At 53.9% G+C, this 24480-nt stretch carries 13 protein-coding genes and 1 tRNA gene; 10 read left to right on the forward strand and 4 right to left on the reverse strand.

What is annotated here, in order from left to right:
* From OQ371_RS22245 to OQ371_RS22265, 5 genes are all read left to right on the forward strand, one after another.
* Positions 1–1068 carry an asparaginase gene (locus OQ371_RS22245; RefSeq protein ID WP_265990530.1) on the forward strand — a complete coding sequence of 356 codons (1068 nt, stop codon included), beginning with the start codon at positions 1–3 and terminating at the stop codon, positions 1066–1068.
* Positions 1069–1153: 85 nt separating this feature from the next.
* Positions 1154–1241 (forward strand) — tRNA-Ser (locus OQ371_RS22250).
* A gap of 243 nt (positions 1242–1484) precedes the next feature.
* Entirely contained in the window at positions 1485–3581 is a 2097-nt protein-coding gene (locus OQ371_RS22255) for a hypothetical protein (protein ID WP_265990531.1), read from the forward strand.
* 351 nt (positions 3582–3932) lie between these two features.
* Positions 3933–4661 (forward strand): class I SAM-dependent methyltransferase, encoded by a 729-nt coding sequence (locus tag OQ371_RS22260; protein ID WP_265990532.1) that lies wholly within the window; start codon positions 3933–3935, stop codon positions 4659–4661.
* Between the two features lie 554 nt (positions 4662–5215).
* The gene (locus tag OQ371_RS22265; protein WP_265990533.1) at positions 5216–7768 is read left to right on the forward strand and encodes a galactose oxidase; all 2553 of its coding nucleotides are present in this window, start codon (positions 5216–5218) and stop codon (positions 7766–7768) included.
* A gap of 42 nt (positions 7769–7810) precedes the next feature.
* On the opposite strand, the gene OQ371_RS22270 is transcribed toward OQ371_RS22265, so the two are convergent.
* The 4 genes from OQ371_RS22270 to OQ371_RS22285 are packed head-to-tail and all read right to left on the reverse strand — an operon-like array spanning position 7811 to position 14970.
* A complete protein-coding gene (locus OQ371_RS22270) occupies positions 7811–9124 on the reverse strand; it encodes a glycoside hydrolase family 99 protein (RefSeq protein WP_265990534.1) in 1314 nt (437 codons plus the stop codon).
* A gap of 53 nt (positions 9125–9177) precedes the next feature.
* On the reverse strand, positions 9178–9867 hold the full coding sequence (locus tag OQ371_RS22275) for a DUF3823 domain-containing protein (protein ID WP_265990535.1): 690 nt from the start codon (positions 9865–9867) through the stop codon (positions 9178–9180).
* A gap of 56 nt (positions 9868–9923) precedes the next feature.
* Positions 9924–11819 (reverse strand): RagB/SusD family nutrient uptake outer membrane protein, encoded by a 1896-nt coding sequence (locus tag OQ371_RS22280; protein ID WP_265990536.1) that lies wholly within the window; start codon positions 11817–11819, stop codon positions 9924–9926.
* Positions 11820–11826: 7 nt separating this feature from the next.
* Positions 11827–14970: a SusC/RagA family TonB-linked outer membrane protein gene (locus OQ371_RS22285; RefSeq protein ID WP_265990537.1), complete on the reverse strand. Its 3144-nt coding sequence runs from the start codon at positions 14968–14970 to the stop codon at positions 11827–11829.
* 547 nt (positions 14971–15517) lie between these two features.
* On the opposite strand from OQ371_RS22285, the gene OQ371_RS22290 reads away from it, so the two are divergent.
* The 5 genes from OQ371_RS22290 (at position 15518) to OQ371_RS22310 (ending at position 24466) form a co-directional block, all read left to right on the forward strand.
* Positions 15518–16162 carry an RNA polymerase sigma-70 factor gene (locus OQ371_RS22290; protein ID WP_265990538.1) on the forward strand — a complete coding sequence of 215 codons (645 nt, stop codon included), beginning with the start codon at positions 15518–15520 and terminating at the stop codon, positions 16160–16162.
* 40 nt (positions 16163–16202) lie between these two features.
* Positions 16203–17195, forward strand: coding sequence for a FecR family protein (locus OQ371_RS22295; RefSeq protein ID WP_265990539.1), 993 nt, complete (start codon positions 16203–16205; stop codon positions 17193–17195).
* A 23-nt stretch (positions 17196–17218) separates the two neighbouring features.
* The gene (locus OQ371_RS22300; RefSeq protein ID WP_265990540.1) at positions 17219–20623 is read left to right on the forward strand and encodes a SusC/RagA family TonB-linked outer membrane protein; all 3405 of its coding nucleotides are present in this window, start codon (positions 17219–17221) and stop codon (positions 20621–20623) included.
* A 23-nt stretch (positions 20624–20646) separates the two neighbouring features.
* The gene (locus tag OQ371_RS22305; protein WP_265990541.1) at positions 20647–22161 is read left to right on the forward strand and encodes a RagB/SusD family nutrient uptake outer membrane protein; all 1515 of its coding nucleotides are present in this window, start codon (positions 20647–20649) and stop codon (positions 22159–22161) included.
* Positions 22162–23383: 1222 nt separating this feature from the next.
* Positions 23384–24466, forward strand: a complete 1083-nt coding sequence (locus OQ371_RS22310; protein ID WP_265990542.1) for an efflux RND transporter periplasmic adaptor subunit — start codon at positions 23384–23386, stop codon at positions 24464–24466.
* Positions 24467–24480: the final 14 nt, after the last annotated feature.

Consider the following 24480-nt stretch of genomic DNA (forward strand, 5'->3'; position numbering starts at 1 on the left):
ATGTACCGCACCATCCACATCAACCCGGCTTTGCCCGGCCAATCGCGCACCTCGGTGCTGGTTATCTACACCGGAGGAACGCTCGGCATGGTCTACGACCGGCAGCATGACCAGCTCGTTCCCTTTGATTTTGAGCAGGTTCTGGACCGCGTTCCCGAAATCCGGCGGCTGGATTTTGAATTGACGGTCATCGTTCTGGACGACCTGATCGACTCGTCGAACATGCACCCGTCGAACTGGATCAACCTGGCCCGCATCATCCGCGACAATTACGATGCGTACGACAGTTTTGTCATTCTGCACGGAACCGACACCATGGCCTACACGGCTTCGGCGCTGAGTTATTTGCTGGAAGGGCTGGCCAAAACCGTCATTCTAACGGGCGCACAATTGCCCATCGGGGTGGCCCGTTCGGATGCGCGCGAGAATTTCATCACGGCCCTGGAAATTGCGGCTGCTCAGGAAAACGGACGGGCGAAGGTGCCGGAAGTGTGCATCTATTTTAATTCGATGCTGCTGCGGGGCAACCGGGCCAAGAAAAAAGAAAGCGTCCATTTCAACGCTTTTCATTCCGAAAACTACCCGCACCTGGCAATGGCCGGGGTCAGCATTGAATATAACCTGCCGTTTATCCGGCCCCATGTGGTGGGCTCTACGCTGACGGTTTACGAAGAAATGGATACGAACGTGGTCGTTCTGCCGCTGTTTCCCGGCATCAATGAGCAGATCATAAACTCCATTCTAACCATACCGGACCTTGAGGGGCTGGTGCTGGAAAGCTACGGCGCCGGTAACGCCCCAACGGAAAGCTGGTTTCTGAATGCGCTGGAAAACGCCATTGCCCGCGGGCTTGTGATTTTCAATGTGTCGCAGTGTGACGGAGGCCGGGTGACGCAGGGGCGTTACCAGACCAGCAAACAACTGGATGCCATTGGCGTGCTGAGTGGCAGCGACTGCACGGTGGAGGCTGCCATTACGAAGCTGATGTTTCTGCTGGCGAACGAACCCGACCGCGAAACGCTGAAAAGGCGACTGGTTACCCCGCTTTCCGGCGAGATGAGCGCGTAAAAGCTCCTGATGGCCCGGCGGCAATGTCAAAAAGGCGCTTGTTATTGTCAGGAATAACCAACATATTTGCATCCCGTTTCAACCCAGAGAGGTGTCCGAGTGGTTGAAGGAGCACGCCTGGAAAGTGTGTATACGTCTAAAGCGTATCGAGGGTTCGAATCCCTTCCTCTCTGCAGACCATTAAAATAACCCGCTCAATTTGAGCGGGTTATTTCTTTTTATAAATCTACGAATCAAGCCTGACCCGTCCAACTAAAATCCAGTGCAAGTTGGTCCTTTTGCGGGTTCGTGCCTGGAAAAAGTGTATTCCAAACAATGCCGCATGCGGTTTGTGCGTTGGTTTTCTTCCGGCACTCTCTTTCAGAAAGGTCTGCGCATCCGACCGAGGCCGTGGTTACGACTTTACTTAGCTTTGCATGAAACCTATCCTAGCCGTTTGTATCGGGCTTGCCGGTCCCGGGATTTTTGCCCTGACTGCCGTCTTGCCGGACGTTGTTCCGAACAGCCATCCTCCACGGGCTGATGCCCGTACCGCCCGCTATCCGGATGGGCAACTAGCGGTCCATCTCTTGGATGACCAGCGGGGCGCATTGGCTGGAAAAGAACAGCTCAGACCCGTTGACGCGGCCCCTCCTAAGAAGAACAAGACGCCGGAACCGCCCACTGCCGCTGAGCTACCAAGGGTTGACTTTGAAGGAACTCCCCTCACGAGTTCCGCCCCCATTCAGCTCGGAAAAAGCCAGGCAAACGCCCGCTTGGCCCGTCCGGTCAACAATTACGACTTCGCCGAGCAGAAGGCCAAATGGACGGTCAACCTCAACCGGTTCCCCCCTTTTGAAAGCAACAGCCGGTTTCCGTTCATCTACGACGGTCCCTTATTTCTGCCGAAAAGTTCGTTTGATATCCTAAGCCGGGGGGCAACGCACGTTTACCCGCTGGGCCGCATCCGGGAACGGCACCCGAGTTATTTCACCGCTCAGAACCTGCCTCGCCAGAAACGGGCGGTGATGATCGGCGATTTTACCCTCTACAAGATTGCAGGCATCCAGGCGGACCGCTTGGCCGCAAAGGTGGGCGAATCCGACCCGCGCGTCATCCGGCTCCGGCAACTGAATGCTGGCCCGAAGGTCGACGGAGTCGTCAAGCACCGCATGGTGATTCATCCGGAGACGATCGATTATTTAGCTTGGTACCTATGGGATGAAATCAAGGGACAGACCGGACAAGGAGTTGGCGTTGACCTGGTTAGCATCGATGTCGAAACGGATCAGTACCCCGCAGTTGAGAATGCCAGCAACCCAAATGTTCATAATCAACGAATTGCGGATCAGTACCAGATGCTGGGCCTGCTGTACCGCGCCGTGGGCAAACTGGCGGCAGCAGAAGGCAAGCCCATCCGGATCATGGCCTACTCCGATGGTCTGATTGAGGGCGGGGGCAAGCTCTGGAACAAGGAGGACCGGGCCTTTTTTGCCAACTACCTGACCGGCCCGGAGTCGTCAAAACCGTTTTCTTCTAGTACCCATCCCTACATCCTGGCCCTCAAAGAGTTGGGCGGCTTTGTGGGCAATGGCAACTATTCTCGCTGCACGTGGGGTCACGAAAGCTGGTACGACAAGGATGCGGCAGGCAACTACATCATCGTCAACGGCGTTCGTCAGACCCGCACGACGGACCACACGGCCCAACTCTACGGCCAGCCGGTGAAATTGAAAGGCATCGACTCCCGGGTGAACAACCAGAAGGAAGCCGACGTGGCCATGCTGTTTCCGACCTATACGCTGTCGGCCATTCAGTCGTATGGGTTTGCCCTCAACGACGGCCAGCCGCGCCGACGCTACAGCCAGAAAGCCGGGGTTTTCAAAAACACGGAAATGGCCGAGTACCTGCGGCACGATACCGAGACATTAGGTTTTGCGCCGGGCAACGAACTGGGCGACCGGCCGTTAAACCCGCAGTTGATTGAAGGGGTCACAATGAGCCGGTCGGCCTTCGGGGCCTTGTGGCTGTGGAGTGCCGAGGGCCCGTATGAATTTGGCAAAAAGCAGGAAGGCGGCATTTCGGCCAAAGGACCCATAGAGTTTATGCTGAAGGGTCGGCACCGCTCCCAGAACCTGCTGGTGCCGTTTTTTGCCAAGCACAGTGACTACTGGATGGGCTTCCCGTTCAAAAACTTTCTGGATGAGTTTAACGGCGATCCCAACCGGGCCAACGCCGGGTACGCCCAGAAATACCCGCCCATCTGGACGCTTTCGGCCGGCCGCGACCTGCTGATTTTTGCCCAGTATTTTGCCCAGGACGTTGATGAAAACCGGGAGTTGAAGGTAACGCACGGAAAGCTGCCGGGCTGGAGTTATACGCTGCCGATGAAGGGTCGGGAAGCCGCGTTCGAAGCCGTTGTCCTGCCGGAAGCGGTCAGGGATTGTGATCCGAAGGATCTGCGGTTTGAGTACACCGACTTGATGGGAACCCGGCGAATTGTGTCGGGTGACTGGCACTATCCGGCCAACTAGTGGTCGCCAAAACTTGCACCGCCGGGTCCACTGACCCGGCGGTGATTTTTTACATGCAATGTTGGATCACGAAAATTCCAGGCGGACGGGCAAAAAATCCCACCCGGAGTGACTCGATTTCCAAATCTTACCCGCCAGCGTTTTACCATCCAGACGTGGATTATTCAGCCGACTGCCGCTCCAACGAAGGCAGGTAATAAATTCTATTTCCTGGTGAATTAACTGACAATTCAAAGCAGGCCAATTCTGGTGATCTTTCATCAAGAGACACCACTACTTGCCGAAAAATAAAACAATTTTGAAGTAAAAAATATAAAAAGTAAATTAAAACTTCAAAAATTCCTATCCCATATGCAATACAAAGAACTTATTTACGACAATTACCGCAACTCCTTTAAAGGGGATATTGGTGATAAATCCCTGCACTTCGGGGCTTCTAAAGTGCGTCCAGTGCTGGAGAAATGGGTGAAGGGTATTGACCGAAACATGCCAGCCGTTGACCTGGGTTGCGGTGCAGGCGAGTTGTTGCTGGCCCTGGAAACGTTAGGGTTCACCAACTTATCCGGTTGCGATGTCAGCGCCGAGCAGGTAGCTATCGCCAACCGACACTTCCCCTCCGTAGTCGAAGCGGATTTGTTTGTTTTTTTAAACGCGCAACGCGATGGTTCTTTGGGATTGATCACCATATTTGATGTCATCGAACACTTAACCCGCCAGCAGGTTTTTGACCTGATGACGCTGGCCAACCGCAAGCTTGCCCCCGGAGGAACTTTTATTGCTCACCTACCTAACGGCTTATCGCCATTTGTGGGCCATGTGTATTGGGGTGACATAACCCATGAATGGTGCCTAACCCCCCAATCGGCACAAACGCTCTGCAAATTGCATAACTTTACTGATTTTGAAGCCGCCGAACATCTCGGAACCAGTTCTACCCTGAGCGGGAAGCTGAGAAATCTGGCGTGGATGGGGGTACGAAAAATGCTGCAAACTGTCAACCAAATCGAGACCGGCCGACCGGGAGGACATATATGGACCCGCAATTTTGCCTTCAGGGGCATAAAGCCCGCGCTATCATAAAATTCCAAAGCCGGGCACACTTAAATGCCCGGCTTTTTCATGCTTCGAAGTCATCCGAAAAGACCGTTGAACGTGTACCCTTGTTCTATGGCTACGACGCACGTTTTCTAACTGGCGATGGTTACCTTTTCTGGTAATACCGCCGAATTTGTTGAGATCGCCTGGCAAACGTGATTTTCATTTAACGGATCTCATTCTCCATTACAAAATTTGTCAGTCTGCCGTTTTACCGGTTTTCTCTCACCCATGCGCTGTTCATTATCCAAGTTAATAGAATCCAAATTGGGCCTTGAAGCAACGAACGTCTTTCGTTTCAGAGTTTTACATCAACTCTATGCCTAATCTGGTTTAAACTTTAAGCCGCTTATTTTAATGACGCCTACGGCTCAACCACAGCGAATTGGAGCTACGGCGAGTAGGCTATTGTTCCCAACAGCTTCTTTGGTAAAATTTAGACGTTGATTAGGATAAATCACTGTTTATTGAGCATGTTTCCTTTAATTTTAAGAGGTGGTATCAATCTGGTAAAAGAACCGTTTTCTTTCTAAGTCCGCATGCGTTTCTGGATTGCTCTTATTCTTTTCTTTTTGCTTGTGGTGTCGGGGTTGCAAAATAGTGCGTACGCCCAGGTTTATGGCTTGGGTTTTACCAGCTATGAGGTTGTGCAGGATAAGCGGACCGGCCTGGAACTGAATCCGGAGAAGCCTTTCTGTTTGTCCGATGATTTTGAAATCTCGTTTGAAATGTCGTTTCTGGCCGACCGGAAAAATTACTTTGGTTATGTCGTCCGGCTCATCGAAAACGACACCCGCAATATTGATATCCTGTATGATAATTCTGACGCGGTAACGCACCACTTCAAGGTTGTCGTTGGCGACCGGTTTTCGACCATTGCCTTCAACATTCCGGAAGCGGATCTTTTTCAGAAGTGGAACAAAATCCGCTTAGTTTTCAATAAAAAACAGAAAACGATCAGCCTGATTTCCGGTTCCCAACGTTTTCGGTATCCGTTCGAACCTGCGCACAAAGGCTGCTACAAGATTCTGTTCGGGGCAACGCGCTACAAAAATTTCAGCACGACCGATGTTCCCCCCATGAAAATCCGCAACATTCAACTGCTGGAGAATGGGGAACCCAGACACCACTGGCCGCTCGACGAAATGCAGGGCACCAAAACCGTCGATATTCTTGGACATCGTGAGGCCCAGGCTACCAACCCACTATGGATCAAAAAGATGCATTATGATTGGCATCCCCTGAAAACCGTTGTGATGCCGGGACCAGCCCGAATTACGGGCGATCCGACGACGGGAACCGTTTACGTGGTCGGGCAGGACTCGCTCGTGAGCTACCGCGTGGCGACGGATCAGGTGCAGCGGAACGGCTATCCGGCCCAGCACTTGTTTATGGATAATCAGGTTCTGTTTGAAAAATCGCTCAACAAAATTTTCAACATTCACATCAATGAAAAACAGGTCACGGCTTTTGACCTGGAAACCCGGCAGTGGAACCGAAGCGTGGCCGACTCATCCCTGAAAACCCATTTTCTCCACGCCAATAAATTCTACGCACCGCGCGATTCTTCCCTCTATATGTTGGGTGGTTATGGGCACCTGGAATACAAAGACCGCATTCAGAAATACGACCTGCGGACGGGCACCTGGTCTATTTTACCCAACAAAGACACCCTTTTCACCCCCCGCTACCTGGCTGCGCTGGGGCGCGTGCAAGGCGGGGCGTACCTGTTGGGCGGCTACGGCAGCCCGACCGGCAAACAGCTTCTGAATCCGCGCCACGGGTATGACCTGCTTTATTTCAACACCAAAGAAGGCACTTTCCGACGAATTTACCGACTTGATCTTCCCGAAGATGATTTTGTCTTCGCCAATTCGATGGTTGTGAACGAAAAAGATTCTTCGTTTTACGCCCTGGTTTTTCCGAAAGACAAATTCAGCACCGAACTCCAGTTGATCCGGGGCTCTCTGGTTAAGCCCCAGTACAGCCGGGTCGGCTCCAGCATCCCGTTTCAATTTGTGGATACGAGTTCATTCGCTGATTTATTTTTCGATAACCACACCAATCGGTTTGTGGCCATCACTTCCTCCCGAACCGACCGGAATCAGACGCGGGTTTCCATTTACTCGCTGTTTGCTCCTCCACTCCGGACGGCTCCGGAACCAACGCGTCAGGCCAGAAGTCTGGGACCGAAAATGGGAATTGCCCTTACCGGTCTGGTTGCGCTGCTGGCCCTGCTGGTCTATTTCCAGCGAAAACGGGGCAGTAAAGTCACCCCAACGGCGCTGGCCCCGGTTTCAGAGCCAGTTCGTGCACTAACTGCCGAACCGGCTACGCCAGCCCCAAGTCTGTCCGTCAAGCCATTGCCTGCCCAAAACTGCATCTTGCTTTTCGGCAATTTGCAGATTTTTGACGCGCAGGGCACCGAAATCACCAAAGCCTTGACGCCCTTATTGAAAGAACTGTTCCTGGTCCTGCTGCTGTATTCAACCCGCAGCGAAGGCATTAGCTCCGAAAAATTAATAGAACTGCTCTGGTTCGACAAGAACGCCGAAAGCGCCCGGAATAACCGGTCTGTGAACATTGCCAAGCTAAAAGCAATCCTGGACAAACTTGAGCACTGTGAAATTTCCAAAGAAACCGGATATTGGCGATTGAACATTGATTCCAGCTCCATCCGGGTGGATTACAGGGATTACCTGCGTCTGATCTCGGCGCATCAAACCTTGACCAAACAGGAAGTGACGGAACTCGCCAGCATCATCAAACGCGGCAGTTTTCTGGCCAATCAGGAATACGAGTGGCTGGACCCTTTCAAATCCGAAATTTCCAATGAGGTTGTCAACACCTACCTTCGTTACGCGTCCTCGGTTTCCATATCCGATGATCCGGAATTTCTGATTCAACTGGCCAATTATATCTTCTATTTCGACCCGGTCAACGAAGAAGCCATGATCATCAAATGCAAAGCCCTGGCTTTTCTGGGCAAACATTCACTGGCCAAAACCGCCCTGGAAACTTTCTCGCGTGAATACAGCCGCATCTACGGTGAGGAGTTCCGCAAGGATATGCCCGAAGTTCTGCATTCGTAAGAAAAGCCGGTCCCGCCAGCAATCGGAACCGGCTTTATTTTCTCATTTCCGCACGGGTTTCTGGGCACTGTATCCGCTGGCTCCGTGAAACCACCTGGCTCCTTCGCCGGTCAGCCAGAGGTAATAATCTGACGCTAGATCAGGTTCAATCCCCACAAACTTACCGCCGGCATTCAGCGGAGTCTGGCCTTCTTTCAAGGTTTTGAAAATGGCGGTTCCTTCGTCGATTTCGTCGAACATCGCCACGTACAGGGCTTCCGCTCCGGAGAGTTTGGCTCCGGCGATCTGCTGCCACAGAAAATCGCCCTTGCCCCGGGGAATCTGGTTGTAAAGCGATGTATCGTTTTTGAGGTTGCCCCAACTGAAACCCGGAAATACGAGGGGCGCGTAATCGATCCCGTGGGTCTTGCACCAGGTTAGATCCGCCGGCAGGTTGACACCCGCCACCTGCGTATAGGAAGTGGCATTGTACCGCCCCACCGCCCACGGCATGATGACGTCCGCGGTTTTGATGAGATCGTGCAGGGCCGTCGATTTCTCGGTATCATTGCCCAGCGTTCGCCAGTAGTAGGGAACGCCCAGCAGCACCGATGCTTTCTTGGCGGGCCCTTTCACTTTTTCCATCACTTTCTGAATGTCGGCGATGGTATACCGGCGGCCGTCATTGAATCCCACGCCCCAGATGGCCAGCAGCGGACGACCGTTGTGCCGCAGATACGTCGGGTTTTCCCGGTTGTCAAAGAGGGCAAAGGTTTTTTGCAGTTCCTCCCAGTCTTGCACCAGAAAATCCATGTCCGCCGAAGTCGAGCCGCTGAGGTCGTACATGATGCTAATGGCCCGTCCGTACTTTTTGGACGCTTTCAGGGCGTTGGCCAGCACTTTGTTAAAATGCCGTTTCCCCGCTTCCCCTTTCACCTCCCCAACAAACCGCTGCATATACACGCCGTCAATGCCGTGTTCTTTCATCCACTTGAAATGCAGATCTACACTTTCTTCATCGTAAGGACTGTACACGTTGGCGGTTTCGCCGTTGGCGTAGTGGAAAGCCGTGTTGTAGGTTTTGGCGTACTCCGACACATCCGGCCAGAAATCGACGGAAGTAAGGCCCGGCTCGAATTTGCCATTTTTCTGGTAATGGTGCCAGCCGCGACCGGCCCCGTCGCCCTCGGCCGTAAACCACCCCTGATACCCCGCCATTACCAGACCTTTGTAGCTTTTGAAAAGCACACCGGTTTCATCGTATTTCACTTCCTCAACCGGATTCTCTTTGGCCGGCTGCTTCTCTTCTTCCTTCCCCCGGCAACCAAACGAGAAAAGGCTTAAAAACGCAATAATCAGGAATTTACTGTTGATCATAGTCTATTTCAATGTCTCTACGCATTAACCGTAACTACCTGCCGAAAACGGTTTTACAAGCTCAGCCGAACGGCTTTGGCGTAATTAAACTTCGATTCAGGAGCGTCGATTACGGCTCCGACGCGGAAGAAATACGATCGGCCCGCCACCAGCACGTTGCTGTTTGAAGGCAAATCCAGTTCAAGGCGGTAGACTTTGTTAGGATCAACCGTTCCGTTAATGTCCTGCTCCACGAGCGCCGTCCGCATGGGTTCACCCACCGAGGGTTCCGGATGGGCGTAGAGACCAATTTTGCGGACGTTGTTGATCACCGTTTGTTGCAGCTTGAAGGTTGCCACCACTTTGCTGCCCACTTTCTCCATCTTGGCTTCTTTGACCCGGATGTAGGGCTGCACCTTGAAATCGAGCTGGGTGGCTCCTTCAATCTTCACTTCCTGGGGCGTCATCGGGACGAAGTTTCCGCGCACCGGCGTGATGGTGTAGGTGTTGGCAAAGACGAGGTTATTGCGGTAGGTACCGTCGTTTTTGATGATGATCGTCTGCTTTGTTTGGGACGCGTAACCGTGTTCGATGTACTCAATGGTGCTGCCCCGGATGATGTCCTGCTCAACCGGTTCGTTGGTGTCGATGTCGAGCAGGGCTCCGTACAGTTGAGCATCCGGAGCCGGATAATTATCCACGCTGCACGCTGCCGCCACCAGCAGCAGGACCAGCGCGCTCAGGTATCTGTTAAGCTTTTTCATACGATTGGATTGAAAACCGAAAGCCGTTGGGTATCGGCTTTCGGCCGGATTACGAATTAGTATTGAGGGTTTTGCACCAGGCCGTTGGCCCCGATGCCCGGGATAGACCGGTAGTATTGTCGGTAATCAAAAGTGGCCGGATTGCTTCTGGGAATGTTCGTCCGGATGAAAATGTATTTGGCGGGCGTCACGCGCAGGTCCAGCACCGGCAGAATGGCGTGCCGCATGGTGTTGTTGAAAACCGTATGGTATTCCCGTCGGCGAATCAGGTCCCAGAACCGTTTGTTTTCGAAAGCCAGCTCAACCCTTCTCTCCCGAATGACATTGTTGATTGTCAGCGGAATATCGGTTTTGTGGGCCGCCCGACGCCGGATGTCATTCAGGGCTTTGGCCCCTTTCACCTTGTCACCGGTTTCGCTTTCCGCAATGGCTTCGGCGTAATTCAGCAGGATCTCGGCGTAACGGAATTCGGCAAAATCGGTTGTGGTCTGGTTCCAGCCCGGAGCCACGTTAACGCCTTCGTTCAGAAACTTCTTGAAGCTGACCCCGGTCCGCGTGTTGTTGCCGCCCCAGGTATCGAAACCCGAATACTGCGTGCGGTCGGCGGCTCCGTACGTGTAGTAGGTTTTGCCGTTCAACGTAAACGGATCGCCCCCCATCAGCTGGGCCGTGCCGTCGGGCTTGACAAACCCGGCCTGGATCACAATCTTCTGGCCTTTCCAGCTCGTTCCGGGCAAAATCATGGTGGCCCACAGCCGGGCGTCTTTGCCCTTGAAAATATCGTTTTCCGCGTCAAACCGTTTGTATTGCTTCGTTGGGTTATAACCGGTGTAATCCGTCTGGTCGCTGCCCGTGGCCGAGGTAAGGAGGGGGGCGCTTTCGCCGGGCTTGTCGTAGCTTTCGTAAACATCCATCAGCTCCAGCGTGGGGTTCATCCGGCCCGGGTGCGGCCAGCCGTTGGCGGTCTGGTTGGGCTGGTACCAGATGCCGTAGTTATGTCCCGTTCCCGACCCCGGCCGGGCGTATCCCTTGATGAAAATTACCTCCTCCGGCGCGTTGTTCGGATCTTCGAACAGCAACCGGTAATTGGTGGCCGCTTCCTCCGGCGTGGCGGGAGACGGTTTGTAGAGCGAAAACTTACCCGAGTTGATGATGGCTTCGGACGCATCGATAACCGCTTTGTAATACGTAGCGGCCAGGGATTTGTCCAAACCGACCAGTTTCTGATCGACGGCGGTTCCCGACAGGGGTGACCGGTCGCCGTACTTGGCGATGGAAGCCGCGTGCAGAGCCGCCCGCGATTTCAGCGCATAGGCCACCCACTTGGTGGCCCGGCGTTCGCCACCGGGCCAGGAATCGCCCAGGTTGGCAACGGCCAGATCGCATTCTTTCAGGACGAAATCCCAGGTTTCCTTTTCGGTGCTGCGCGGCACTTTCAGCGACTCCACATCGCCCTCGTATTTCTGCACCGAAGTGATCAGGGGCACCCCGCCGTACCGTTTGGCCAGCCCAAAATAGGCATAGGCCCGGATGAACGAACTTTCGCCAATCAGGGCTTTCCGCTCTTCTTCCGTAACTGTCAGGGTAGGAATCAGATCGATGAGGATGTTCACATCCCGAATTAGTTTGTAGCCCTGGTCCCACCACTGAAAATCGTCGTTGCCGATAAAATCGCCAAATTCGGTATGAACGGCTTCGTCGGTGATCATGGCCGGTGCGAAACCGCCGTTGTTGGGGTCGCCGGTATTCCAGTTGAACCCCTGCCGGAAAAAGGTAAAGTCCTCAATCGGAAGCTGGTAATACAGGTTTGCCATGTACAGCTTTACCCCTTCCGGATTGGAGAACAGGTTCTCCCCCTGCAACTTATCCAGAGGCTGCTTGTCCAGCACGTTCTCGCAACTGCACGCTAGCAAGAGCATGACCAGCGATAAGATATGTTTGAAAAATTTCATGTTCCCCTTAAAATTTAACGTTAATGCCAAAATTGTAGCTTCTCGTCACCGGATACGTCAGGCCCGCCCCGAACAATCCTTCGATTTTCTCCGGATCAAACGGTTTGACAAACGGGTCGGCCCAGGTGAAAATGTTGTGGGCATTGGCGTACAGCCGGACATCCTGCAACCCGATCTTTTTGAACCAGTCGGACTTCACGGTATAGCCCAGTTGCAGGCTCTTGAACCGCATGTAGGAAGCATCTTTCCGCCAGGCTGAACTTTCGGCGTACATGGCCCCAACATTGTAATTGAAGCGGGAAGCGGGCCAGGTGCCCGGAATCCACTGCCCATCCTCCCCCAAATGCCAGCGGTCGTGGAAATAAGCCGGGGTATTGCCGCGGAACGCGAAAACTTCGGCATACACTTCCCGGAACCGCACGCTGTACTTGCCCGAACCCTGGAACAAGGCCGCCAGGTCGAACCCCTTCCAGGAAGCCGTCAGGGCCACCCCGTAATACAGCTTCGGATCACCGCCGAAGAACAGCGGCATGGCGTCGTTGCCGTCAATCATACCGTTGCCGTCTACGTCTTTGTAGCGGAAGTCGCCCGGCAGTTCACGGGTATTGCCCAGATCGCCGTTCTGAATCGGCGCGTAGATCACTTCATCCTGATTCTGGAACTGGCCTTCGAGCTGATAGGCCCAAACCACATCGTTCCAGCGGTTGGCGGCTCCGGTGCGCCAGCGGTCCATGCTGTTCAGGAAATCGCCCCGCTCTACGAAACGGTTCATCGTCCGGGCGAAGTTGAAGTTCCCGGAAATACCGTATTGAAAATCCCGGACCTGCCCGTTGTACCCCGCCGAGAATTCGATTCCGCGCACCCGGTCGCTGTTCAGGTTTTCTTCCGGCAACGTCCCACCGAAGGTGTTGGGCAACGAAACATTCCGGCGGGCGAGCAAGCCTTTCCGGTCGCGCTGGTAAACATCGAAGGTCAGGTCAATCCGGTTATTCCAGAGCCCCACGTCCACCCCGATGTCTTTGATGTTGGATTTAAACCAGGTCAGTTTTTCGTTGACAATCGCCGGCGAAGCGGCCCCGGTCGTGTAGTTGCCGTTCGTAAATTCGTAGCCCCCGCCACCGGTCAGCGAAAATCCGGGTACGTACTGAAAAGGCGCTCCGGCATCGGCCCCCACCAAACCGTACGAACCCCGGAGTTTGAGCGTCGTAATCAGCGGAACGTTTTTCATGAAGTCTTCTTCGGAAATCCGCCAGCCGCCGGAAACCACCGGGAAAAGTCCCCAGCGCAGGTCGGGGTGGTAGCGGTAGGAACCGTCGTAGCGGGCGGCCACTTCCAGCAGGTATTTCTCCTTGTAGTCGTAGTTCAGCCGGCCCACCAGCGACTGGCTGGCGTATTCGCTCTCGGAACCACTGGTCGTCTGGTTGTTCAAACCGGCCTGGTCGATCTGGTCGTTCGTGTAAAAGGCGTACTCCCGGCCCAGACCCGCCCAGCGGTTTTTGGATTCCTGCTGCTCGTACACCAGTGTCGCCCCAACGTTGTGTTTTTTGGCAATGACCGTGTTGTAAAACAACTGCCCCTGAAACGTGACCCGGTTGTTGTCGGAGAAATTGTTCCCGATGCGCGACGGGTTGCGCTGCTGGTGCGGGGTGTATTTATCAGTCGCATCATCGTAGGTGTACAGGTTGTAGCTTTTCGAGAGCGATTTGTTGCGGTAATTATTGCTGTCGTACGCGACCAGCCCTTTGATCCGGAGTCCGGGCACGAACGGTACGGTATAAGTCAGCGATACCGTGGACTGAAAAAACTTGTTCACGTCTTCGGTGTAACCGGTCAGATCGCCGTTGGCCAGCGCCACCGGGTTGTACCCTCCGCTCAGCAGCGACGGATAGTTTGGATTGTCGTTGGCGTAGGGCCGTTCGGTTGCCAGGGCAATGCGGGTCCCTTTGAAGATGTTGAAAAAGTTGTCGCCCGGCTGGTTCCGCTCATCGAGCAATCCCGACAGAATCAGATCGGCCCGCAGGTTTTTGCTCAGGTCGATACCGATGTTGGTCCGGAATGTGTACTTCTGATAGCCCATGTCCCGGCTTTTCAGCAAACCGTTTTCCTGCTGGTACCCGAAGCTGGCAAAATACGTTGCGGCCCCTTCTCCGCCCGATGCCGAAATAAAGTGCTGTTGTTGCCCGGCCGACCGGTTCATCACCTCCTTGTACCAGTCGGTGCTCTGGTAGCCTGGCGCCCCGGTCCGGAATTTCTCGAGGTCCCCGGGCGTGTACACCGGATTTTCGCCCAGGTTTTTAGCGGCATCGTTCCGCATCTCGGCCCATTCCAGCGCCGAAGTCATGCGGGGAATGTCGGTCGGGCTTTGCCGGCCGTACACGGCGTTGTAACTAAACTGCGGTTTGCCGCGCCGACCTTTTTTTGTAGTCACGATCACCACCCCGTTTCCGGCCCGAATCCCGAAAATGGCCGCCGACGCATCTTTCAGCACCGAAATGCTTTCGATATCGTCCGGGTTAATTTTCTGGAATTCATAGCCCCCATCGCGGGCCACTCCGTCGACGACGTAAAGCGGTTCACCAAACCCCCGGATGTTGATGTTGGTGCTGAACGAACCCGGCTCCCCCGAATTCTGGCGGATCTGCACCCCGGCAATTTTACCCTGAAGGCTCTGGGCCAGACTCGTGTGGGTTGTGGTTTTGATCTGTTCGGTCACAATGTTGGAAATAGCGCCCGTCAGCGTTTGCTTACGCTGCGTACCGTAGCCGACCACCACGATTTCTTTCAGTTCGTCGGCGCTCTGCTCCATTTTGATGACCAGGCTGGTGCGGTTGCCAACATTAATTTCCTGGCGTTTGTACCCCAGAAAACTCACGACGAGGACCGCGCCGGTCCGGGGTACGGAAAGCGAAAACTTCCCCTCGGCGTTGGTTGTCGTACCTTTGAGTGTTCCCTGCAGGACGATGCTGGCACCGGGAATGTTTTCATTTTTTTCGTCGCGTACCTCGCCCGTAACCACGACCTCCCCGCCCCCGCTTTGGGCGTGCGACAGGCCGCTGATGGCAAACAGCAGGCAGAAAACCGTCCAGAGTTGAACGAGCGTTCGCCCGGGCTTTTTTACACTTTGTTGGTTTGATAAAAGTTGAATTTCCATAGCATCTGGTTACATACCCTTAATTTTCGCTTAATTCCCTGTTTCGACCCTTTCTGATCTGGTTTTCTGGCAGTTTAACCTGCACCCTCCGGATACGAGCGCACGCATGGTTCGCCCACCCGAACTGGGTCTTCGCTATTTTACGCATTCTTAAATTTTAAAGATGATTAATACGGGTTGACCGGCCGGGTCATGGGAGCAAAATACGGTTGGAGGCATTAAGAGATGACTAATAAAACATTAACAGAGGCTCAAAAAGGATTAATTTTTTAATTATCCGGATAATTAATTGAGAATTTTGACGACCATCAGCGGAAGCAGCGCCATCCATGTCTTACGCTTATCCTCCACAGATACAGAGTCGCCACCTCCCAACGCCGGTCTGCCCAAGCCAGAACAGTAATTCTAGGCAGCCCCAATGCTTTCTTGGGCGGTATGATGACGCGGCCTTGTTGTGAAAATCGTAGATTAATTTTAACAAAATTATTTTCAGCACTAAGGGTAAACTCCAAAAGTTGTGTCATCCGACTACTTAACCGGCTTACCCATGACCCAAACGACAGGTTACCCGTTCCTAACCTCTACTGATCTTCCCCGTCCACGGCCCGTACCTGTCCCGGAAGCAACCGTTGTGGATCATGAACACCTGATCCGGTTGGCTTTTGCGGACTCGCCCGAGCAGGGGTTTAAAGCCCTGTACCGGCTCTATTATAATGCCCTTTGCAGTCACGCTCTGCGCTTCGTGTACACCCGGGAAATTGCCGAAGACATTGTTGGGGAAGTGTTTTATCAGCTTTGGAAAACCGGCTCGTACAACGCGGTTGAATTCACCTACCGCACCTACCTATACGCAGCCGTCCGGCACCGGGCCTACAACTACCTGCGGGATGAGCTGACCGGAAAAAAGGCCCCGGCTTCGCTCGATGGCATGGACCTGGCGGGCGGGGAAGAATCCCCCCAGACCTTAATTGAATACGACGAAACGTTTCAGCGACTGGAGAAAGTGATCAGCGAACTGCCCTCCCAATGCCAGCGGGTCTTTCTGATGAGTCGTTTTGAAAACCGCAAAAACCAGGAAATCGCCAACGAACTGGGCATTGCCCTCAAAACCGTCGAAGCCCATTTATCGCGGGCACTTCGGCAAATGCGCCAGGTTCTGCTGCTGATCCCGTTGCTGCTGGAACTCCAGTAACCACTATCCGCCCGGTTTCCCTACTCACTCCCTTGTATTCATGGACGAACTCATTACGAAAGCCCGTTTTTTCGACTATTTCTCCGGAAAAGCGACTCCCTTGCAGAAAAAGTCAATCGAAACCTGGCTGGCCGATCCCCGGAATCGGGAGCGCTATTACCAGTGGCTGCACGAGTGGGAAATGACCAACCCCCAGGTAGTTACGAACTGGCAGGCGGCTTTCGATACAGCCCGGCACCGTATGGACCAACCCGATGCTTCCGACCCGGCAGACCAGCCCGCTTCTATCCATTGGTGGCACCAACGGTTCTTTCTGACCGGGGTGCTGGCGGCATCCGTCCTCCTGCTCCTGAGCGTTGGTGTCTGGCTGTTTTCCGACGTAATCCGGTACAAAACGCTGGAAACGCGTTTTGGAGAAACCCAACGCAGCATCCTGCCCGACGGGTCGGAAGTGGTCCTGAATGCCAACTCCCGTCTTCGCTACCCCCGGTTTAGGTTTGCCACCGACCGGCGGGTGGAGCTGACGGGTGAAGCCGACTTTTCGGTCCGGCATTTACCAAGCCACCAGCGGTTTGTGGTGTTGACGGGAAAAGGACTAACGGTTCAGGTGCTGGGCACGCAATTTACCGTCCTCAGCCGCGGGGAGCGAACCCGGGTGGTGCTGCGGTCGGGAAAGGTGGAACTGTCGATGGCTAAACAAGCCAACCGTCCGGCCCTGGTTATGAAACCCGGCGATTGGGTGACGCTCGACGCGCAGGGCAAACTGGCCGTCCGCCAAACGGCCCACCCCGAACACGTCGCGGCCTGGAAGCACCACCGGTTTGTGTTTGACCGAACGTCGCTGCAGGACATCGCTCAACTGCTGCAGGACAACTACGGCCTGACCATCGCCATTGAAGGCGACGAGCTTGCCACCCGGACCATCTCCGGCGCCTTTCCGGCCCAGGATGCCAACGAGTTGATTAAACTGGTGGCTGAGATCCTGCAAATCAATTACTTCCGTGATAATACCAGCGTCACTTTTACGAATTAACTATACACCCTTTACTCTACCTTATGCAACGTGCTATACGTCTTCCGGTTGCGTTATCCATCGGCCTGCTGCTGAATGGCTACTCCGGCGAAGCCCAGGTGATGGCCGCTCAGTTGGCGGCTCCCGTGGCGGTCAGGCCCTCCCTGCTGGCTTCCCAGACCCTGCAACTCCGCGATGTTTTAAACCAGTTCAAGACCCGCTACGGCGTTGATATCCTGTATGAAGACCGGATGATTAACGATCAGACTACTCTTTCGGCCGCCATCGAACCCGGTGCCTCGCTGGAGAAAAATCTGGAGAATGTGCTTCGTCCGCAGGGATTGCGGTTCCGAAAAGTGAAAAACGGAGTCTACGTGATTCTGCCCGACAAGAAGCGGCCGGGTTCTTCGGCCAACGAACCGAACCGCTCTCAGGCGTCGGTCGGTTTCAGCGCCGGGATGGCTCAGCCAACCAACCCGTCCGCGGAGATTGGGCCGGAAACCCTGGCCGCGAAAGAATCCGTGGACCGGGTGGTTACCGGAACCGTCAAAAGCGAAACCGGCGAAGGTCTACCGGGAGTCAGCGTGGTGGTTAAAAATACAACACGCGGCACCACAACCGATGCGGACGGAACGTTTCGACTGAATATTCCCGACCAAACCACCACGCTGGTTTTTTCCTTCGTGGGGTATACGAATCAGGAAGTCGCGATCGGCAATCGCAACACCGTTGACGTTCAACTGGTTCCCAGCGACCGGTCGCTCGACGAAGTGGTGGTGGTCGGGTACGGTAGCGTCAAAAAAAGTGACCTGACCGGTTCGGTGGCGTCGGTGAAATCGGAGCAGTTGACCGCTTACCCCTCCATCGGGGCCGTGCAGGCGCTTCAGGGCCGGGCGGCCGGGGTGCAGATTCAGGCCAATAACGGAGAACCCGGCGCCACGTTTAAAGTCCGGATCCGGGGTGGCAACTCCATCAACGCCAGCAGCGACCCGATTTTTGTGGTCGACGGGTTTGTGGGCGGAACCATGCCCCCGCCGGAAGACATCGAATCGGTGGAAGTGCTGAAGGACGCATCGGCCACGGCCATTTACGGCTCGCGGGGCGCCAACGGGGTGGTGATGGTCACGACCAAGCGCGGCAAAAGCGGCAAAGCCCGCATCGATTTCAACGCTTCTTATTCGGGCCAGAAAGAAATCAGCCGGTTGAAGCTGCTCAACGGCGAGCAGTTTGTCGACTACATTCATGAGATCAACCCCAACTACGTTTCGCGGGGACAGAGTACCGACTGGCAGGACCTGATTTTCCGACCCGGCAACATCCAAAACTACCAGTTGTCGCTTTCGGGCGGTACCGACAACGTGAAGTACTACCTGTCCGGCGCTTACTTCAACCAGAAAGGGATTGTCCTGAATTCGGATTATAGCCGGTTTTCGGTCACCAGTAACATTGATGTCAAGGCCAGTGAGAAATTGCGGGTGGGACTGAATATTTTCGCCCAGCGCAGCAACAAAGCCGGGGTCATCAGCCAGGAACTCTCGGGCGGCCCCAGCAGCACCGGAGTGATTGCCTCGGCCTTCAAGTTCGGCCCCGACCTGGGCATTTACGGCACCAACGGACGGTTTTCGGTAGCCGCCATTTCCGATCCCATCGACAACCCCTACTCGCTGGCGACGCAACGCCAGAACGATAACGTGACGGATCAGGTACAGGGCAACCTCTTTGCGGAATATCAATTGTATAAAGACCTGAAGTTCCGGACTACGCTGGGCGCTACCACCAACGGCGGCCGTACGGGAACCTTCGTTCCCACCACCATCATGGCTGGCTCTTCGGTGGGCGGGGCTGGCTCGGTGAACGGCAACCGGAATACGCTGTTTCAAAACGAGAACTACCTTTCCTACGATCGGGCGTTCGGAACCGCCCACCGCCTGAGTGCGCTGGCCGGTTTTTCCTACCAGAGTTCCCGCAACGAAAGCTGGGGCGGCAGTGGCCAGTCATTCATCAGCGATGCCCTCTCCTACTGGAGCCTGGGAAGTTCGTCCGTCTGGCAGGCCCCTTCGTCTTCGCTGACCGACTGGAAACTGGCTTCCTGGTACGGCCGGATTAATTACGCGCTCAACGACCGGTATTTGTTTACGGTCAACGGGCGTTACGACGGCTCCTCGACGTTTAGCCGCAACCACAAGTGGGCGTTTTTCCCCTCCGGCGCTTTTGCCTGGAACATGGGCAACGAGCCCTTTATGTCCAACATGAACTGGGTGACGCAGTGGAAATGGCGCGCGAGCTACGGGTTGACCGGCAACCAGGCCATTTCGCCCTACCAGACGCTGGCCCGATTTAATAGCATTTTCGCGGCCATCAACGGGGTTGCCGTCAACGCCATCGTGCCCTCGTCCATCGCCAACGACGACCTAACCTGGGAAACCACGGCCCAATTCGACCTGGGAACGGACATCAGCCTGTTCAACAACCGGGTCAACCTGACGCTGGATTACTACCGCACCGTTACGTCTGATTTGCTGTTCAGCGTGCCGCTGCCCCAGTATTCGGGTTATTCAAGCCAGTTGAAAAATGTCGGAAAAGTGCAGAACAAAGGCTTTGAAATCACGCTGGGTACGCGTAACCTGACCGGCCCGCTGCGGTGGGACATGGACGTTAACGTGTCGTTCAACCGCAACAAAGTCATGAGTTTGCCCAACAACAACGACATTTTTTACAACTCCGCCCCCGGCCACATGGTCGGTCTGGACCAGACGCAGGTTCTGCGGGTGGGCTCGCCGGTCGGTAGTATCTACGGCTGGGTGTACGAGGGTGTTTACCAGAACGGCGATGCGTTTCTGGGCGGCTCGGGCTTCGAGCAGGTTGCGGGCGGGGAGAAGTTCCGGGATATCGACGGCAACGGTTCCCTCAACAGCAGCGACCGTACCCTCATCGGCAATCCGAACCCGGATTTCATCTGGGGCTGGACCAACGAGCTGAAATGGAACAACTTCGATTTAAACCTGTTTTTTCAGGGTTCGCAGGGCAACGATTTGCTAAGTTACACGCTGATGGAACTGGATCTGCTCTCCGGGATCAACAACGCCACCACCAACGCGCTCAACCGCTGGACGCCCCAGAACACGAACACGGACGTTCCGAAAGCATCCGGAACGCGAACCCGCCGGGTATCAACCCGCTGGATCTACGACGGAAGCTACGCCCGGCTGAAAAACCTGGCGGTAGGCTACACCTTCCCCAGCAGCATCACTAGCCGATTGAAGATGAGCCGGTTGCGGATTTACGCCAGCGCCCAGAACATCCTGACCTTTACGAAATACCCCGGCTACGACCCCGAAGTCAACTACAATTCATCCGGCTCGGTGAACGGCAACCGAAATCTGGGCCTCGACTACGGCAGTTACCCCAACGCTAAATCGTACACCATCGGGTTAAACATCGGGTTATAACCGGTTTTCAAACGCCTTGACCAATGAAAAATAAACTTACTTCCCTTTTGTTCTCAACCCTCGTCGGACTCCTGGGTTTTTCCTGCACCGACCTGGAAGAAAAGCCCATCGGCGTATTGGCCCCCGAGGGCCTTTTTAAAACCGTAACGGATGTTCAGACGGCCATTAACGGCGCCTACGGTCACATTGCCTCCGAACCGCTGTACGGCCGCAATTTTGTGATGGCCCTCATGCTGAAAAGCGACATGGCCGACATTGGCGACCGCACCACGGCCGCAGCCCGCCAGCAGGTCAACGACTTCAACATGGATGCCAGCAACGGGTTGGTTTCGTCCTTCTGGCCCCGCTGGTACATTGTAATCAGCTCCGTCAATGCCGCCATTCGCGGGGGGGAGTCGCTGGGGCTTCCGCAGGAGCAAATCAATCCGACGCTGGCTGAAGCGCGTTTTGTCCGGGCTTTTGCCTACTTCCACCTGGTTCAGAACTTCGGCGCCATCCCGTACATCGACGTGTTTGTGACGGATCCGGAATCGGTCAAAGCCATTAGTAAAACCCCGGAAGAAGAGGTGTACGCCCGCATCATTGCCGACCTGGAATTTGCCAAACAGTGGCTCCCCGACCAGCAGCCCGCCGACGTTCGCTCGCGGCCTACGAAAGGCTCGGCGGCTACCTGCCTGGCGTCGGTGTATCTGACGCAGGGCAACTACCAGAAAGCGTACACGGAGGCCAAATGGACCATCGACAACAAGGACAAATTTGGCTACCGGCTGGAAGCCGACTTTCAGGACCTCTACATCGCCACCAAAGCCGACCAGATCAAGGAAACCATTTTTGCCGTTGATTTTATCGGGCAGAAAGTGGGTTGGGACGCCAGTAACGATGATCTGATGGGCGCCATTACGGGAATCCGGGGGACCGACCAGAACGGCTGGAGCGTCGCGGTACCGAGCATGAAAGTGTACACCAGCTGGGATTCGCGGGATTACCGGAAAAAAGTCAGCTTCCAGGATTCGATGAACATTGGCGGGGTGCTTAGGCCGTACACGGCTTTCCCAACCGCGGCCCGCCCGCACATTGCCAAGTTTGCCCGCTTCCCCGGCAATTCCAACTCGGAGGGCCGGGATTCCGATCACAACTACTTCTGTTTCCGCTACGCCGAGGTGCTGCTGATTGCCGCCGAGGCTCTGGCCGAAGTAAACGGCGGGCCCAACGAAGAAGCCATGGGCTACATCAACCAGATCCGGGCGCGGGCGCGAAACTGGGCGGGTAGGCAGACGGCGTTTCCGGCCAATGTAACCACCGGACTCAGCAAACAGACCTTTATCGATCTGGTGCTGGAAGAACGGCGGCTCGAACTGGCGTTTGAATTCAAGCGCTGGTACGACATCAAGCGCCGAAAGCTGGGCGATGTGGTGTTCAAAGGAGCCAACTCATTCGAGCCGCACGCCAACTTTACCGCAGCCCGCGATTACCTGATGCCGTTTCTGAGCACCGAAATGACGATAAACCCAGCCCTGACACAAAACCCAGGCTACTAACCGGCACTTACATCCTAACTCCAGTGAAGGAAAACCGTGATTCGTTTGGGTCATGGTTTTCCTTTTTAGGGTCTTCTAAGTGACAAGCTGTTCCAAGGAAGAATTTCCTTCGCCTGGTTAATTCGCAACGAACTTTATTCAGGTTCTAAGTGGTACCAAACCGGATGTTATGGTACTTACAACAAGCGGTATTCCGTATCGTCACCGCCAGAACGGGTAAAGAGCCGATGCTTGAGCAGTAGATGACGTATAAACATTGAAAGTTCAAAGCAGAGTTACCGAATATTCCCTGAAAGCTCAACACTATTTTATCGTGATTTTATCCAAAAACGCACGCAAATAATTTACAACATAAAACTCATTATCAGTGCCTTACATCTCAGGAGCTCTGTTTTAATACCTTTTTAACTTCCTTTTAACACCCTCTTAAGGATAAGATGCGCTTTTTGCATATGATTTGTATGTAATCAGTTGTCCAGGTAAGGTGATCAGCGGCAGATCTTGAACGAAGCAGGAACAGTCAACGGACTTACAAAGCTCGCCATATACGCCGATCCCAAACCGATAAGAAGACTCCCAGCGAGCTTGCGGTACAAGCTGATTTAGTTTTGACTCCAAGATGACAAAAGCAGTAAAGAAATATCTCCTAACGCTCAGCCTATTTCTGCTGAGCGGGTATGGCTTTATGTACGCGTCCTCCTCTCAAAGCTATGATGCCTATGCGCCGTTTAAAATTTCTGACAAGTCAACATATAGCACTTTTATAGCCCCATTAAAGGGCCAACACCTAACCCCTGGGCACGCTAACGTTTCGGATGTAAAGAAAAAGGAGGGTTGTAAAGTTTACACGGAGAAAAACGAAGAAGAAGACAAAACCTCCAGGTTCTTTTCACTAAAAAAATACCCCGCCGTAAGTCATCCTTTTATTACCTTTTACGCTTACCTGTTCGAAGTTTTATCTTACCGGATAACGGGGCATTTGCTCGCCATCCATCCTTTCATTCATACCTGCCTACATCGGTACATCCTGCTTCGGGTAATCCGGATTTGAGACCCCATTCCGGAGAACGTTAAAACGCATCTCTCTTTCTGTTTTGCTCCTCTTTGCTGTACAAGCGATCATGTTATACAGCCGAAAGGATGACGTCAGACAGGACGTCCTATTCACCAGTACTCCCTTTTAACAATTACCATAAACCTGAATTAAGCAATTAAAATTGTCATGAAGAAAATTGTCATGCTCATGAGCCTGTGTGCGCTGTTATTCCACGCAGGCTGTGAATCCAAACACGAAGAAAAAGAGGAAGAAACCGAATTTCGGGTTACCAGTCCTTTGGAAAAAGACACCTTGATTACCCGCGAGTACGTCAGTCAGATCCGCTCCATCAGCCACATCGAGTTGAGGGCGCTGGAGAAGGGTTATTTACAGAAGATTTTTGTGGATGAAGGCCAGTTTGTGAAGAAGGGGCAGCTCATGTTCCAGATCATGCCCATGCTGTACCAGGCCGAACAGCAAAAAGCGCAGGCCGAAGCTAACTTCGCCGAGATTGAATTTAAAAACACCAAGTCACTGGCCGATAGCAATGTCGTATCGAAGAACGAACTGGCATTAGCCAAGGCTAAATTCGACAAGGCCAAAGCCGAGTTATCGTTAGCCAAAGTGCATTTAGGTTTTACCGAAATCCGGGCCCCTTTCGATGGCATTATGGACCGCTTTCAGGTACGGTTGGGGAGCCTGGTTGACGAAGGCGATTTGCTTTCCACGCTCTCCGATAACAGCAAAATGTGGGTTTATTTCAACGTTCCGGAAGCCGAATACCTGGAATATAAAACCAAAGCCACCAAAGACAATCTGTCGAAAGTAAACCTGCTCATGGCCAACAATAAACTCTTCGGCTATACCGGGGTGGTTGAAACTATTGAAGCGGACTTTAACAACGAAACCGGGAATATTGCCTTCCGGGCCACGTTCCCGAATCCGAAGGGTTTATTACGGCACGGAGAAACGGGGAATGTCCGGATGTCATTGCCGCTTAAAAATGCCATGATTATTCCGCAGAAAGCCACGTTCGAAGTGCTGGAAAAGAAATACGTCTACGTAGTGGACAAGGACGATGTGGTTCGGTCGAGGGAAGTTACCATCGCGGCAGAAATGCCCCACATTTTCGTGGTTAGCTCAGGTCTGAAAAAAGATGACCGAATTCTTCTGGAAGGTTTACGGCAGGTCAAAGAAAACGAAAAAATCCACTGCAAGTTCGAAAAGCCCGAAACCGTCATCTCGCATCTAGGTCTGTATGCCGAATAATTTGATCATCCAAC

It is taken from the genome of Larkinella insperata (assembly GCF_026248825.1).
Taxonomy (GTDB): domain Bacteria; phylum Bacteroidota; class Bacteroidia; order Cytophagales; family Spirosomataceae; genus Larkinella; species Larkinella insperata.

Coding starts and splice junctions, on each gene's coding strand:
- OQ371_RS22295 (WP_265990539.1), top strand. CDS start 16,203: ATGGACGAACTCATTACGAAAGCCCGTTTTTTCGACTATTTCTCCGGA.
- OQ371_RS22265 (WP_265990533.1), top strand. CDS start 5,216: ATGCGTTTCTGGATTGCTCTTATTCTTTTCTTTTTGCTTGTGGTGTCG.
- OQ371_RS22280 (WP_265990536.1), bottom strand. CDS start 11,819: ATGAAATTTTTCAAACATATCTTATCGCTGGTCATGCTCTTGCTAGCG.
- OQ371_RS22255 (WP_265990531.1), top strand. CDS start 1,485: ATGAAACCTATCCTAGCCGTTTGTATCGGGCTTGCCGGTCCCGGGATT.
- OQ371_RS22285 (WP_265990537.1), bottom strand. CDS start 14,970: ATGGAAATTCAACTTTTATCAAACCAACAAAGTGTAAAAAAGCCCGGG.
- OQ371_RS22275 (WP_265990535.1), bottom strand. CDS start 9,867: ATGAAAAAGCTTAACAGATACCTGAGCGCGCTGGTCCTGCTGCTGGTG.
- OQ371_RS22245 (WP_265990530.1), top strand. CDS start 1: ATGTACCGCACCATCCACATCAACCCGGCTTTGCCCGGCCAATCGCGC.
- OQ371_RS22290 (WP_265990538.1), top strand. CDS start 15,518: ATGACCCAAACGACAGGTTACCCGTTCCTAACCTCTACTGATCTTCCC.
- OQ371_RS22260 (WP_265990532.1), top strand. CDS start 3,933: ATGCAATACAAAGAACTTATTTACGACAATTACCGCAACTCCTTTAAA.
- OQ371_RS22305 (WP_265990541.1), top strand. CDS start 20,647: ATGAAAAATAAACTTACTTCCCTTTTGTTCTCAACCCTCGTCGGACTC.
- OQ371_RS22310 (WP_265990542.1), top strand. CDS start 23,384: ATGAAGAAAATTGTCATGCTCATGAGCCTGTGTGCGCTGTTATTCCAC.
- OQ371_RS22270 (WP_265990534.1), bottom strand. CDS start 9,124: ATGATCAACAGTAAATTCCTGATTATTGCGTTTTTAAGCCTTTTCTCG.
- OQ371_RS22300 (WP_265990540.1), top strand. CDS start 17,219: ATGCAACGTGCTATACGTCTTCCGGTTGCGTTATCCATCGGCCTGCTG.